General features: G+C 72.6%; 13 protein-coding genes. 6 read left to right on the top strand and 7 right to left on the bottom strand.

Going from position 1 to position 13,172, the window contains the following annotated elements:
- Positions 1 to 146 precede the first annotated feature (146 nt).
- On the top strand, positions 147 to 1,733 hold the full coding sequence (locus tag ACWDNY_RS19200; RefSeq protein ID WP_451646990.1) for an alpha/beta hydrolase: 1,587 nt from the start codon (positions 147 to 149) through the stop codon (positions 1,731 to 1,733).
- A 66-nt stretch (positions 1,734 to 1,799) separates the two neighbouring features.
- On the opposite strand, the gene ACWDNY_RS19195 is transcribed toward ACWDNY_RS19200, so the two are convergent.
- Complete coding sequence (locus ACWDNY_RS19195; protein ID WP_451646959.1) at positions 1,800 to 2,534, bottom strand: lysophospholipid acyltransferase family protein; 735 nt, start codon at positions 2,532 to 2,534, stop codon at positions 1,800 to 1,802.
- 345 nt (positions 2,535 to 2,879) lie between these two features.
- On the opposite strand from ACWDNY_RS19195, the gene ACWDNY_RS19190 reads away from it, so the two are divergent.
- Positions 2,880 to 3,431 (top strand): DUF4396 domain-containing protein, encoded by a 552-nt coding sequence (locus ACWDNY_RS19190; protein WP_451646958.1) that lies wholly within the window; start codon positions 2,880 to 2,882, stop codon positions 3,429 to 3,431.
- 224 nt (positions 3,432 to 3,655) lie between these two features.
- Here ACWDNY_RS19190 and rocD read toward each other — a convergent pair whose 3' ends face one another.
- The 3 genes from rocD to ACWDNY_RS19175 form a co-directional block, all read right to left on the bottom strand.
- Positions 3,656 to 4,903 carry an ornithine--oxo-acid transaminase gene (gene rocD, locus ACWDNY_RS19185; protein WP_451646957.1) on the bottom strand — a complete coding sequence of 416 codons (1,248 nt, stop codon included), beginning with the start codon at positions 4,901 to 4,903 and terminating at the stop codon, positions 3,656 to 3,658.
- A complete protein-coding gene (gene ddaH, locus ACWDNY_RS19180; RefSeq protein ID WP_451646956.1) occupies positions 4,900 to 5,712 on the bottom strand; it encodes a dimethylargininase in 813 nt (270 codons plus the stop codon). The genes rocD and ddaH overlap by 4 nt, the downstream gene beginning before the upstream one ends.
- Before the next feature lie 123 nt (positions 5,713 to 5,835).
- On the bottom strand, positions 5,836 to 6,342 hold the full coding sequence (locus tag ACWDNY_RS19175; protein WP_451646955.1) for an Lrp/AsnC family transcriptional regulator: 507 nt from the start codon (positions 6,340 to 6,342) through the stop codon (positions 5,836 to 5,838).
- Positions 6,343 to 6,419: 77 nt separating this feature from the next.
- On the opposite strand from ACWDNY_RS19175, the gene ACWDNY_RS19170 reads away from it, so the two are divergent.
- The 4 genes from ACWDNY_RS19170 to ACWDNY_RS19155 are packed head-to-tail and all read left to right on the top strand — an operon-like array spanning position 6,420 to position 10,462.
- Positions 6,420 to 7,175, top strand: coding sequence for a LytR/AlgR family response regulator transcription factor (locus ACWDNY_RS19170; protein WP_451646954.1), 756 nt, complete (start codon positions 6,420 to 6,422; stop codon positions 7,173 to 7,175).
- Between the two features lie 13 nt (positions 7,176 to 7,188).
- Positions 7,189 to 7,548 (top strand): hypothetical protein, encoded by a 360-nt coding sequence (locus tag ACWDNY_RS19165; protein WP_451646953.1) that lies wholly within the window; start codon positions 7,189 to 7,191, stop codon positions 7,546 to 7,548.
- A 5-nt stretch (positions 7,549 to 7,553) separates the two neighbouring features.
- A complete protein-coding gene (locus tag ACWDNY_RS19160) occupies positions 7,554 to 9,266 on the top strand; it encodes a sodium/solute symporter (protein ID WP_451646952.1) in 1,713 nt (570 codons plus the stop codon).
- Positions 9,263 to 10,462, top strand: coding sequence for a sensor histidine kinase (locus ACWDNY_RS19155; RefSeq protein ID WP_451646951.1), 1,200 nt, complete (start codon positions 9,263 to 9,265; stop codon positions 10,460 to 10,462). Before ACWDNY_RS19160 ends, ACWDNY_RS19155 begins: the two co-directional genes overlap by 4 nt.
- A gap of 10 nt (positions 10,463 to 10,472) precedes the next feature.
- Here ACWDNY_RS19155 and ACWDNY_RS19150 read toward each other — a convergent pair whose 3' ends face one another.
- The 3 genes from ACWDNY_RS19150 to ACWDNY_RS19140 all read right to left on the bottom strand — a co-directional run bounded on the left by ACWDNY_RS19150 (position 10,473) and on the right by ACWDNY_RS19140 (position 12,901).
- Positions 10,473 to 10,643 (bottom strand): hypothetical protein, encoded by a 171-nt coding sequence (locus tag ACWDNY_RS19150; protein ID WP_451646949.1) that lies wholly within the window; start codon positions 10,641 to 10,643, stop codon positions 10,473 to 10,475.
- Between the two features lie 149 nt (positions 10,644 to 10,792).
- A complete protein-coding gene (locus ACWDNY_RS19145) occupies positions 10,793 to 11,743 on the bottom strand; it encodes a cytochrome c oxidase assembly protein (protein WP_451646948.1) in 951 nt (316 codons plus the stop codon).
- 132 nt (positions 11,744 to 11,875) lie between these two features.
- Entirely contained in the window at positions 11,876 to 12,901 is a 1,026-nt protein-coding gene (locus ACWDNY_RS19140; RefSeq protein ID WP_451646947.1) for a 6-phosphofructokinase, read from the bottom strand.
- Between the last annotated feature and the right edge of the window lie 271 nt (positions 12,902 to 13,172).

The following is a 13,172-nucleotide window of genomic DNA, read 5'->3' as shown; positions in this document are numbered from 1 at the left end:
GTTGCCTCTCCGCTGAGCGGAACACCGCACATCGCTTATCGGATTGGCAAAGAAGGTCAACGAACCCTGTTCCCGGAGACCCCTCAGCGGCGAGGATCCCCCGTACCCATTCGCAACAATGTACGGGAGGGTCCCACTTGAGGGACATGAGACCGAAGAGCCGGGCCATGGCGCTCGGTTCGGCCGGCGCACTCGTCACGGCGACCCTGATAGCCGGCGCCGTGTCGGCGCCCGCGGCGAACGCCGCCGCCGGTCACGGCTACGACCGTGAGGCCCGCGGCGCCGCGATCGCCGCCGCGCGCGCCGCGAAGGCCGGCATCGACTGGCAGGACTGTGCGGCCGACTGGGGGCTCGCCAAGCCCATCCAGTGCGGCTGGGTCACCGTGCCGATGGACTACGCGAAGCCTGACGGCAAGCAGATCAAGCTCGCCGTCGACCGCGTGAAGAGCACCGGTACTCCGCAGGAGCGCCAGGGCGCGCTCATCTACAACCCCGGCGGCCCGGGCGGCTCCGGCCTGCGTTTCCCGACGCGGGTCACCAACAAGAGCGCGGTGTGGGCGAACGCGGCGAAGGCCTACGACTTCGTGGGCTTCGACCCGCGCGGCGTCGGCCACTCGGCGCCCATCTCCTGCGTCGACCCGCAGGAGTTCGTCAAGGCGCCGAAGGCCGACCCGGTGCCCGACTCCGAGGCCGACAAGCGCGCCCAGCGCAAGCTGGCCCGCGAGTACGCCGACGGCTGCTACGAGCGCAGCGGCGCGATGCTGCCGCACATGACCACGCCGAACACCGCGCGCGACCTGGACGTCATCCGTGCCGCGCTCGGCGAGCAGAAGATCAACTATCTGGGTGTCTCCTACGGCACCTACCTCGGCGCCGTCTACGGCACCCTCTTCCCGGGCCACGTCCGGCGCCTGGTCGTCGACAGCGTCGTCGACCCGGACCGCGACAACATCTGGTACCAGGCCAACCTGAACCAGGACATCGCCTTCGAGGGCCGCTGGAAGGACTGGCAGGACTGGGTGGCCGCCAACGACGCGACCTTCCACCTGGGCACCACCCGCGCCGCCGTCCAGGCCAAGTGGCTCCAGCTGCGCGCCACCGCCAAGAAGAGCCCGATCGGCGGGGTCGTCGGCCCGGCCGAGCTGATCTCCTTCTTCCAGAGCGCCCCGTACTACGACTCCGCGTGGGTGCCGGTCGCCACGGTGTTCAGCAAGTACGTCGCCGGTGACACGCAGGCGCTGGTGGACGCGGCCGCCCCCGACATGTCGGACACCGCGGGCAACATCTCCGCGGAGAACGGCAACGCCGTCTACACGGCCGTGGAGTGCACCGACGCCAAGTGGCCCACCAGCTGGCAGAAGTGGGACCGGGACAACACCCGGCTCAACAAGGACTACCCGTTCATGACCTGGGCCAACGCCTGGATGAACCTGCCCTGCGCCACGTGGCCGGTCAAGCAGCAGACCCCGGTGAACGTCACGACCGGCAAGGGTCTTCCGCCGGTGCTGATCGTGCAGTCCGAGCGTGACGCGGCCACCCCGTACCAGGGCGCCGTCGAGCTGCACAAGCGCTTCACGGGCTCCCGCCTGATCACCGAGAAGGACGCGGGCTCGCACGGCGTGACCAGCCTGGTCAACCCGTGCATCAACCAGCGGGTCGACACCTACCTGCTCACCGGCAAGGTGGACGCCGCGGACGTGACCTGCGCTCCGCACGCCACGCCGAAGCCGTAGGCGCACCTGCGTCACACGACGAGGGGCGGCCGGGTCGACCGGCCGCCCCTTCGTCGTGTCCGGGCGTCAACTCAGCGGAGCACGGGGGAGTCTGCGCTCCCTCTCCCGCCGGCCCCTCTTCGCCGCGGCCTGCCCGGCCTTGGCCACGGCCGCGTACTCGTCGACGTACTCCTGCTCGGACAGCGACAGGATGGCGTACATGATCTCGTCGGTCACGGCCCGCAGGACCGTCTTCTCGTTCTCCAGGCCCGCGAACCGGGAGAAGTCCAGTGGTTCGCCGAAGCGGATGACGACGGGGCGGATGCTCGGGACGACCTTGCCCGGCGGCTGCGCCTCGAAGGTGCCGATCATGGCGCACGGGACGACGGGAACCTGTGCCTTCAGCGCCATGGCAGCGACCCCGACCTTGCCCTTGTAGAGCCGGCCGTCGTGCGAACGGGTGCCCTCGGGGTAGATGCCGAGGAGCTCCCCCCTGCGCAGCACCCCGATGCCCTCGCGGATCGCGGCCTGGCCTGCCTCCTTCCCCGAGCGGTCGACCGGGATCTGTCCGGCGCTGCGGAAGAAGGCGGCGGTCAGCCGGCCCTTGATGCCGGGACCGGTGAAGTACTCGGCCTTCGCCAGGAAGGTGATGCGACGCTTGAGGATCGCGGGCATCAGGAAGTGGTCGGAGAACGACAGGTGGTTGCCGGCGATGATGGCGGGCCCCGACGCCGGCACGTGGTCGAGTCCCTCGATGCGCGGCCGGAACAGCAGTCTCAACAGCGGACCCAGCAGTACGAACTTGAGCAGGTAGTAGAACAAGGGGTCGCTCCTCACTCGTCCGGATCGGCTCAACTGCCGCGTTCTCGCAGGTCAACCCACGTGTGGTGAGGTGCCAGTCTAGGGGCAGGCACCGTCCCGGGGAACGGGTCCGTCGCCTCCATGCTGCCCCGGAGCAGGCCCCGGCGACAGGTGGCGGCGGCAGGCCGGGGGCCGGACGGAGGACGGCGACGCCACAGCGGCGGGGGAGTGCGGGAGGTGGCCGGTCGCCGTTGCGGCCGCATGCCCGCGGCCGGCCCGTGCGACGGGAGACACCGGGCATGGGAATACCCCTAGGGGGTATATGGTTCCGTGCAATGGGACAGCCGATCAGCACGGGAGGCGACGATGGACCACGCGGCACACGCACACCGTCCGGAACCACCGCAAGCGGACCAGGAGCACGAACGGCACGGGCACCAGGACCACGCGCCCGCCGGTCACGCCGGCCACGGCCACGCCGCGGGCACGTCCTGGCGCACGGCCGCCCAGGCCACCCTGCACTGCCTCACCGGCTGCGCCGTCGGTGAGGTCCTCGGCATGGTCGTCGGCACCGCCGCCGGCCTGCACAACGCGGCCACTGTCGTCCTCTCCGTCGCCCTGGCCTTCGTCTTCGGCTACGCGCTCACGATGCGCGGTGTGCTGCGGGCCGGGGTGCCCCTGCGGCAGGCACTGAAGGTCGCCCTGGCCGCCGACACCGTGTCCATCGCGGTGATGGAACTGATCGACAACACCGTCATGGTCGGCGTGCCCGGTGCCATGGAAGCCGGCCTGCCCGACCCGCTGTTCTGGATCGCCCTGGCCGGCTCCCTCGCTCTGGCCTTCGTCCTGACCACCCCGGTCAACCGCTGGATGATCGGCCGCGGCAGGGGGCACGCCGTCGTGCACGCCTACCACTGACGCCCGGTGCCGCGTGCCCCCGCGGCGCCGGGGACGCCCGCGACCGGACGCGTCCCCGCCCCCGCGGGGGCCCGCTCAGCGGGGAGGCGGCGGTGCGGAGGGGCGGACACGGCGCCTGCAGCCCCGCGGCGCCTTGCAGCCACGCGCCACCGGCCTGACCCGCCGGACAGCCCCCGGGCGCGCGGGCCTCGCACCGGCGCCCCCGCACACGCCTCCCGCCGGGGTCAGACCGGGCCGGGGCCCTGCGCCAGCACCTTCGCCAGGGATCCGAGCGCCGACCGCAGTTCGTCGTCGGTGATGGTCAGCGGCGGCGCCAGCCGGATCGTGGAGCCGTGGGTGTCCTTCGCCAGGACGCCCTCCCGCATGAGCCGTTCGCTGATCTCACGGCCGGTGCCGATGGCCGGGTCGACGTCCACGCCCGCCCACAGTCCGCGGGAGCGGAAGCCGACCACGCCCGCGCCGACCAGCTGGGTCAGCCCGTCCCGCAGGACGGCGCCCAACTCGGCCGCCCGGCGCTGGAACTCGCCCGTCTCCAGCAGTTCGACCACGGCCGTGCCCACCGCGGCCGCCAGCGGGTTGCCGCCGAAGGTCGAGCCGTGCTCGCCCGGCCGCAGCACACCCAGCACCTCGCGGCTTCCGACGACCGCCGACACCGGCACGATGCCGCCGCCCAGCGCCTTGCCGAGCAGCACCACGTCCGGAACCACCCCTTCGTGCTCGACCGCCAGGGTGCGCCCCGTGCGGCCGAGGCCCGACTGGATCTCGTCCGCCACGAACAGGCAGCCCGCGCGGCGGGTCAGGTCCCGCACGCCCGCCAGGTAGCCGTCCGGCGGGATGACGACACCCGCCTCGCCCTGGATCGGCTCGATCAGCACGGCCGCCGTCGTCTCGTCGACGGCCGCCTCCATCGCGTCCAGGTCGCCGTAGGGCACGACACGGAAGCCCGGGGTGAACGGGCCGAAGCCGGACCGCGCCGTCTCGTCCGTGGAGAAGCTGACGATCGTCGTCGTCCGGCCGTGGAAGTTGTCCGCGGCGACGACGATCGTCGCCCGGTCGGCCGGCACCCCCTTGACGTCGTAGGCCCACTTGCGGGCCACCTTGATGCCGCTCTCCACCGCCTCGGCGCCGGTGTTCATCGGCAGCACCATGTCCTGGCCGGTCAGCGCCGCGAGCCGCTCGGCGAACCCGGCGAGCCGGTCGTTGTGGAAGGCCCGCGAGGTCAGCGTCAGCCGGTCGAGCTGCCGGTGCGCCGCCTCGATCAGCGCGGGGTGACGGTGGCCGAAGTTGAGGGCCGAGTAGCCGGCCAGCATGTCCAGGTACCGGTTGCCCTCGACGTCCTCCAGCCAGGTGCCCTCGGCCCGGGCCACCACCACGGGCAGCGGGTGGTAGTTGTGCGCGAGGACGGGCTCCTCCGCGCGGATCAGCTCCGCGGAGGAACGGGCGGCGGCGGACGAACGGGCGGGTGCCGTCATGAGCGGATCTCCTGGGTGCAGCACTTTATGCCGCCGCCGGCCTTGTGGAACTCGGACAGGTCGACGGGGACGGGGACGTAACCGCGGCGGGCGAGCCGGCCGGCGAGGGCCGTCGCCCCGGGCGCGATGAAGACGTGGCGCCCGTCGCAGACGGAGTTCAGCCCGAACGCCATCGCGTCCTCGCGGGTGGCGAGCACGGCGTCCGGGTACAGCCGGGCCAGCACCTCGCGGCTGCCCGGCGAGAAGGCCTCGGGGTAGTAGGCGACATTGTCGTCGCCGAGCACGAACAGCGCCGTGTCGAGGTGGTAGAAGTACGGGTCCACCAGCGTCAGGCCGATCACCGGGGCGCCGAAGAACTCCTGCACCTCCCGGTGGGCCCGCAGGGTCGTGCGGAAACCGGTGCCGGCCAGGATCCAGCGGCCCGCCGGCACCAGGTCGCCCTCGCCCTCGCACACCGACTCCGGACGGTAGACCTCGAAACCGGCCGCCTTGAACCACGTGTCGTAGGGGAGGGACTCCGGGCGCCGCTGGGGCGCGTGGAAGAGGGAGCCGAAGACGCGGCCGTCGAGGACGACCGCCGCGTTGGCGGCGAAGACCATGTCGGGCAGGCCGGGCACCGGCTCCACGGTCTCGACGGTGTGTCCGTGGGCGCGGTAGGCGCGGACCAGGTCCTGCCACTGCGCCTGGGCGCGTCCGACGTCGACGGGTGCGTCGGGATGCATCCAGGGGTTGATGGCGTACTGCACGGCGAAGTGTCTGGGTTCGCAGACGAGGAAGCGCCGGCGGCGCGGCACACGGCTGTCGGGCACGAAGGGGTTCCTCCGCTTCCTGGCGTGTCGACTGGGGATGACACGAGAGTAGAAACGTGCGGAGACGGGCGACAAGCCACGGGAGCTGCGTGCCGGAGCAGGAACGCTGCGTTTTGCCCCTGCTCAGCGCACGTCCGCTGCGTCTGTCCCGGGTGCGGCGTGGCTGGCGCCCGCCTCCGGGCTCTCCGGCAGCAGGTGGGAGAGGACCATCACGCTGATCGTCTTCCGGATGAACGGCTCCGTCCTGATCCGCTCCAGCACCTCCTCGAAGTGCTCCACGTCCCGCGCCCGCACGTGCAGCAGCGCGTCCGCGCCACCGGTCACCGTCATCGCCGCCGTGATCTCCGGATGGTTGCGGACCACCTCGGCGAGGCGGCGGGGCGGAGCCGCGCCCTCGCAGTACACCTCGACGTACGCCTCCGTGCGCCAGCCCAGCGCCGACGGCTTCACCGTGGCTGTGAACCCGGTGATCACACCCGTGTCCCGCAACCGGTCCACCCGGCGCTTCACCGCCGTGGCCGACAGCCCGATCACCGCCCCGATCTCGGCGAAACTGGTGCGGGCGTTCGCCATCAGCGCGGTGAGGATCTTCCGGTCGAGCTCGTCGAACGGCGCCGGCCTGCTGCTCATGACGGCACTGTATCCACCCGGGACGGGCACGCCGGGACCGTGCCCAACCGGCCGGATTGCTCATACACTCCGACTTCATGCTGCGCGCCCTGGCCGTCGACGACGAACGCCCCTCGCTGGAGGAACTGCTCTACCTGCTGAACGCGGACCCGCGGATCGGCAGCGTCGAGGGCGCCGGCGACGCGACCGAGGCGCTGCGCCGCATCAACCGCGCCCTGCAGTCGGGCCCGGCCGGGCCGGACGCCATCGACGTGGTGTTCCTCGACATCCACATGCCCGGCCTGGACGGCCTCGACCTGGCCCGGCTGCTGTCCGGCTTCGCCTCCCCGCCGCTGGTCGTCTTCGTCACCGCGCACGAGGACTTCGCCGTGCAGGCCTTCGACCTCAAGGCCGTCGACTACGTCCTCAAACCCGTGCGCAAGGAGCGGCTGGCCGAGGCCGTCCGCCGCGCCGCACAGCTCAGGGACACCGCCCCGCGCATTCCCGTCTCCGAACCAGACCCCGACCACATACCCGTCGAGCTGGGCGGCGTGACCCGGTTCGTCGCCGTCGACGACATCACCCACGTCGAAGCCCGCGGCGACTACGCCCGTCTGCACACCCCGCAGGGCAGCCACCTCGTCCGCATCCCACTGTCCACCCTGGAGGAACGCTGGCGCTCCCGCGGCTTCGTCCGCATCCACCGCCGCCACCTGGTCGCCCTGCGCCACATCGGCGAGCTCCGCCTGGACGCCGGCACCGTCAGCGTGCTGGTCGGCGCCGACGAACTCCAGGTCAGCCGCCGCCACGCCCGTGAACTGCGAGAGCTGCTGATGCGCCGGACCGCGCGGTAGGGGGTGTCCGAGGATGCCGCAGGACCCCACCGAACGCCGCGTCGTCGTCACCGGCCCGCCCCGCCGCACCCGCCGGGCCCCGGCCCGCTACCACCCCCGCACGGAGATCGACGAGCAGACCACCCTCGGGCACACCTACGTCCGCTCCCTCATGCGCAGCCAGCTGCGCGCCGCCCTCGCGGTGTCCGCCGTGCTCGTGCTCCTCGTCGGGCCGCTGCCCCTGGTGTTCGCGGCGGCACCGGACGCCCGCCGCCTGAGATGGGTGGTGCTCGGCTTCTGCCTGTACGCCCCGCTGGTACTGCTCGCCCGCTGGTACGTGCGGCGCGCCGAACACAACGAACGCGACTTCGTGCGCCTGGTGGAGGACCGCTGACGCCCGTGAACTCCGGCTACACCGTCCCCGCCGTCGCCCTCGTCGTGGTGGCCACCGTCCTCGTCGGCGCCTTCGGCCTGCGCATCTCCCGCACCACCTCCGACTTCTACGTCGCCTCCCGCACCGTCGGCCCGCGCCTGAACGCGGCCGCCATCAGCGGCGAGTACCTGTCCGCCGCGTCCTTCCTCGGCATCGCGGGCCTGGTCCTCGTCCAGGGCCCGGACATGCTCTGGTACCCGGTCGGCTACACGGCCGGCTACCTGGTCCTGCTGCTGTTCGTCGCGGCCCCGCTGCGCCGGTCCGGCGCCTACACCCTGCCCGACTTCGCCGAGGCCCGGCTCGCCTCGCCCCCGGTGCGGCGGCTCGCGGGAACCTTCGTGATCGGCATCGGCTGGCTCTACCTGCTGCCGCAGCTGCAGGGCGCGGGCCTGACACTGGCGGTGCTCACCGGCGCCCCCGACGCCCTCGGCGGTGTGATCGTCGCCGTCGTCGTGGTCGCCACCGTCGCGGCCGGCGGGATGCGCAGCATCACCTTCGTCCAGGCCTTCCAGTACTGGCTGAAGCTGACCGCGCTGCTGGTCCCCGCCCTGTTCCTGGTGCTCGCCTGGCAGGGCGACGGCGCACCCCGCCACGCCTTCGACGAACCCGCCGCCTTCCGCGAGCAGCGCACGGTACGCGTCGCGGACACCCTCGACCTCACCCTCGGCCGGCCGCTCACCGTCACCGTGAGCGGCACCGTCGACGGGCACGTCCACGACGGCCGGCCCGTCCGCCTGGACGCCGGCACCCACCACGTCGAGCACGGCACGCGGCTGACCTTCACCGAGGGCGACCCCGTGCCTGCGGCGGCCCGCCGCGGCGACGGCGCCCCGCCCGCGTCGCCGTCCGGGGGGCGCGAGGAACGCCCGCTGTACGCCACGTACGGGCTGATCCTCGCCACCTTCCTCGGCACCATGGGCCTGCCGCACGTCGTCGTCCGCTTCTACACCAGCCCGCACGGGGTCGCCGCCCGCCGCACCACCGTCGCCGTCCTCGGCCTGGTCGGCGGTTTCTACCTCCTGCCGCCCCTGTACGGCGCCCTCGGCCGCCTGTACGCGCCCGAGCTGGCCCTCACCGAGGACGCGGACGCGGCCGTCCTGCTGCTGCCCGACCGCATGATCGGCGGCCTCGGCGGCGACCTGCTGGGCGCGCTGGTGGCCGGCGGCGCCTTCGCCGCGTTCCTGTCGACCGCATCGGGGCTGACCATGGCGGTGGCCGGAGTGCTCACGCAGGACGTCCTGCCCTCGCGGGGAGTACGGCACTTCAGGCTCGGCACCGCGCTCGCCATGGCCGCACCGCTGGCCGCGAGCATCCTCGTGGGCGGGCTGCCGGTCGCCGACGCCGTCGGGCTCGCCTTCGCCGTGTCCGCGTCCTCGTTCTGCCCGCTGCTCGTCCTCGGCATCTGGTGGCGGCGGCTCACCCCGCCCGGCGCGGCCGCCGGGATGCTGGTGGGCGGCGGCTCCGCGTTCGCCGCCGTCGCCGCGACCATGGCGGGCTACCCGGACGCGGGCCCCCTGCGCACCCTGCTCGCCTGGCCCGCCCTGTGGTCGGTCCCGCTGGGCTTCCTGACCATGGTGGCCGTGTCACTGGCCACGCCGGGGCGCGTGCCGGCCGGGACCGCGGCCATCCTGGCCCGCTTCCACCTGCCCGAACAGCTGCGGGCGGAGGTGAAGGCATGAGCGGCTTCCTGGCCGGGCTGTGCGTGGCCGTCCTGCCGCTGCTCGCCGCGGGCTTCTGGCTCGGCCGGCGCACCGCCCGCCCGCGGACCCTCGGCGGGCTCGGCACCCCGGTCGAGCACGCCACCTTCCAGACCCTGCACACCGCCTCCCTCGCGGCGCCCCCGCTGCGCGCCGGGCTGACGGAGGAGACCGCCCGCAGATCGGCCCGCAGACTGCGCTCGCTGCTCGGCACGGACGCGTTGTGCCTCACCGACGACAAGCGCGTTCTGGCCTGGGACGGCGTCGGCGCGCACCACCGCGCCGAGATCGCGGAGCGCCTCGCCCAGCCGCTGGAGACCGGCCGCGGCGAGGCCTTCCGGCTCACCTGCGCGGTCGCCGACTGCCCGGTGCGCTGGGCCGTCCTGACCCCGCTCACCGTGGACGACCGGGTGCACGGCGCCCTGGTCGCCTGCGCGCCCCGAGAGTCCGCCGTCCTGGTCAGGGCCGCCGCCGAGGTCGCCCGATGGGTGTCGGTGCAGCTGGAACTCGCCGACCTGGACCGTTCCCGCACCCGCCTCATAGAGGCCGAGATCAAGGCGCTGCGGGCGCAGATCTCCCCGCATTTCATCTTCAACTCGCTCGCCGTGATCGCCTCCTTCGTCCGCACCGACCCGGAGCGCGCCCGCGAACTGCTGCTGGAGTTCGCCGACTTCACCCGCTACTCGTTCCGCCGGCACGGCGACTTCACCACCCTCGCCGACGAGCTCCACGCCATCGAGCACTACCTGGCCCTGGTGCGGGCCCGGTTCGGCGACCGCCTGGCCGTCACCCTGCAGATCGCGCCCGAGGTGCTTCCGGTGGCGCTGCCCTTCCTGTGCCTGCAGCCGCTGGTCGAGAACGCCGTCAAGCACGGGCTCGAAGGCAAGAGCGGCACCTGCCACATCCAGATCCGCGCCCAGGACGCGGGCGCCGAGGCGCTGGTCGTCATCGAGGACGACGGCGCCGGCATGGACCCCGCCCTGTTGCGCCGCATCCTCGCGGGCGAGGTGAGCCCCTCGGGCGGCATCGGGCTGTCCAACGTCGACGACCGGCTGCGCCAGGTCTACGGCGACGACCACGGTCTCGTCATCGAGACCGCGCCGGGAGCGGGTATGAAGATCACCGCCCGGCTGCCGAAGTACCAGCCGGGCGTGCACTCCGCGGCACGTCCGGCGTGAGCCGGGGCCGTCAGGTGCTGCGGGTGACCACCATGCCGAGGGTGACCAGGCCCAGCACGACCCAGCCGAACCACAGCCAGCCGTTGCCGCCGATCGCCACCGTGTACGCCGTCACCGCGACGAGGCTGCCGACGGTGAGCACCCCCATCGTCTTCGTGGAACCGTCCGTGGAACCGGGCATCGCGACACCCTCCTCATGGCTCGTTCCCCCATGGTGCCCCGGTTTCACACGGGGAGTCACGGTGCGGGCGGACTCCCGGGGAATTCCCGCCGCTCGGGCCTGGGGCGGAGCCCGGGGTCCGCGCGCGGACCGGGGGCGGCCGCCGGAGGTCAGTTCCCGCGCGCGTTGAGGGAGGCGAGGTAGGCGTTGTACGCCTCGAGCTCCTTGTCGCCGTCGCGGTCGGCGGCGCGGTCCTTGCGGCGGGCCTGCCGCTGCTCGGAGCGGTACCACTGGTAGAGCAGGGCGAGCAGCACCAGGACGGACGGGATCTCGCTGAACGCCCACGCGATACCGCCGGCCGCGCTCTGGTCGGACAGCGGATCGATGCCGAGCGACGCGGGCGGGTGCAGGAAGGTCCGCACCATGGGCGTGGACCCCATCATCAGGGCGATGCCGAAGAACGCGTGGAACGGCATGCCCGCGAACAGCTCCAGCATCCGCATGAGGTGGCCCGGCCGGTGCGGCCCCGGGTCCACGCCCATGATCGGCCAGAAGAACACCACACCGACCGCCAGGAAGTGCACCATCATCGCCACGTGCCCCGCCCTGGAGCCCATCAGGGTGTCGAACAGCGGTGTGAAGTACAGCGCGTACAGGCTCGCGACGAAGAGTGGGATGGTGAACGCCGGGTGCGTGACCACACGCAGGTAGCGGCTGTGCAGCAGGGCCAGCAGCAGCTCGCGCGGCCCCTTGCGGCCCCGGCCGGCGACCGGCAGCGCGCGCAGCGCCAGGGTGACCGGGGCGCCGAGCAGGACCAGGATCGGCGACAGCATGCTGATGACCATGTGCTGGACCATGTGCACGCTGAACATGACCATGCCGTAGTCGTTCAGCCTGGTGCACATCATCAGCCCGATGGTCAGCACGCCGACGACGTAGGCGACCGTGCGGCCGGCCGGCCAGGCGTCACCGCGCCGCCGCAGCCGGACCACGCCCCAGCCGTACAGGGCGAGGCCCAGGAGGCAGCCGACGAGGAAGAAGGGGTCCGCGGACCACTGAAGCCCCTGTCCCAGCGTGAACGGCGGCAGATCCGTCGTCATGCCGTGGCCGCTGTGATCCATCCGCCGGCTCCTGTTTCGTGCGGTTGTGCGCTGTCTGTCCGCACCAGAGTAGAACCGCCCCCGGTCACGTCCGGGACCGGGGGCGGATTCCTCCGTTCCGTACCGGCTGGGCGCCGGACGGGCAGGGGGTTCCTACAGGACGCACTCCGCCTCGGCGTACCGCTCCGCCGGAACCGTCTTGAGCGTCTCGACCGCCTCGGCCAGCGACACCATCACGATGTCGGTCCCGCGCAGTGCCGTCATCATGCCGAACTCCCCGCGGTGCACGGCCTCCACCGCGTGCCAGCCGAAGCGGGTGGCCAGCACACGATCGTACGCGGTCGGCGTGCCACCGCGCTGGACGTGCCCGAGGATGACCGGCCGGGCCTCCTTGCCGAGGCGCTGCTCCAGTTCGAGCGAGAGCTGACGGGCCACACCGGCGAACCGCTCGTGGCCGTAGATGTCCTTGCCGCCCTCGTCGAAGTCCATCGTGCCCGCCTTCGGCTTGGCCCCCTCGGCGACCACGACGATGGCGAACCGCTTGCCCGCCTGGAAGCGTTCGCCGACCTTCCGCGCCAACTCCTCGATGTCGAAGGGGCGTTCGGGGACGACGACGGCGTGGGCGCCCGCGGCGAGGCCGGAGTGCAGCGCGATCCAGCCGGTGTGGCGGCCCATGACCTCCACGATCAGCACGCGCTGGTGGGACTCGGCGGTCGTCTTGAGGCGGTCCAGGGCCTCGGTGGCGACGGTCACGGCCGTGTCGAAGCCGAAGGTGACGTCCGTCACCGCGATGTCGTTGTCGATGGTCTTCGGCACGCCGACGATCGGCAGGCCGCTCGCGGACAGCAGGCAGGCCGCCTTGAGCGTGCCCTCACCGCCGATCGGGATGACCGCGTCGAGCCCGAGCTCCGCGACGTGGCCCCTGGCCCGCTCCACACCGTCGCGCAGGTGCTCGGGACGCACCCGTGAGGACCCGAGGATGGTGCCGCCGCGGGCGAGGATGCCGCCGACCGCGTCGAGGTCGAGCTTGAGGTAGTCGCACTCCAGAAGGCCCTTCCAGCCGTCCCGGAAACCGATGACCTCGTCGCCGTGGTCGGCGACCGCGCGGTGCACGACGGACCGGATGACCGCGTTCAGGCCGGGGCAGTCGCCGCCGGACGTGAGGACACCAATGCGCATAGCCCGAACAACCTTCTCAACGTGGGCACGGGACCGGACCGCGCTGTCCGGCTCGGTTCCCCGCCACCCTAGCGGCTTCCGGGGGCGTGGCCGCACCGTGCGTCCGCCTACTGGACCAGTCCGCTCACCTGTGCGGATGCACCGTCAGACGGGCCGGCGAAGGGCGGCCGCCGGTCCGGGTGGCGGCCGGTCGCGCAGTCGGGCGACCCAGCGGCGCGGCAGGTCCACGAGGACGCCCGGCACCCCTACGGGCGGGCCCTGTCGGCGGCCT

The organism is Streptomyces sp. NPDC003697, assembly GCF_053587115.1.
The sequence above is the reverse complement of the archived record's forward strand: the minus strand, read 5'-3'. Positions and strand labels throughout refer to the sequence as shown.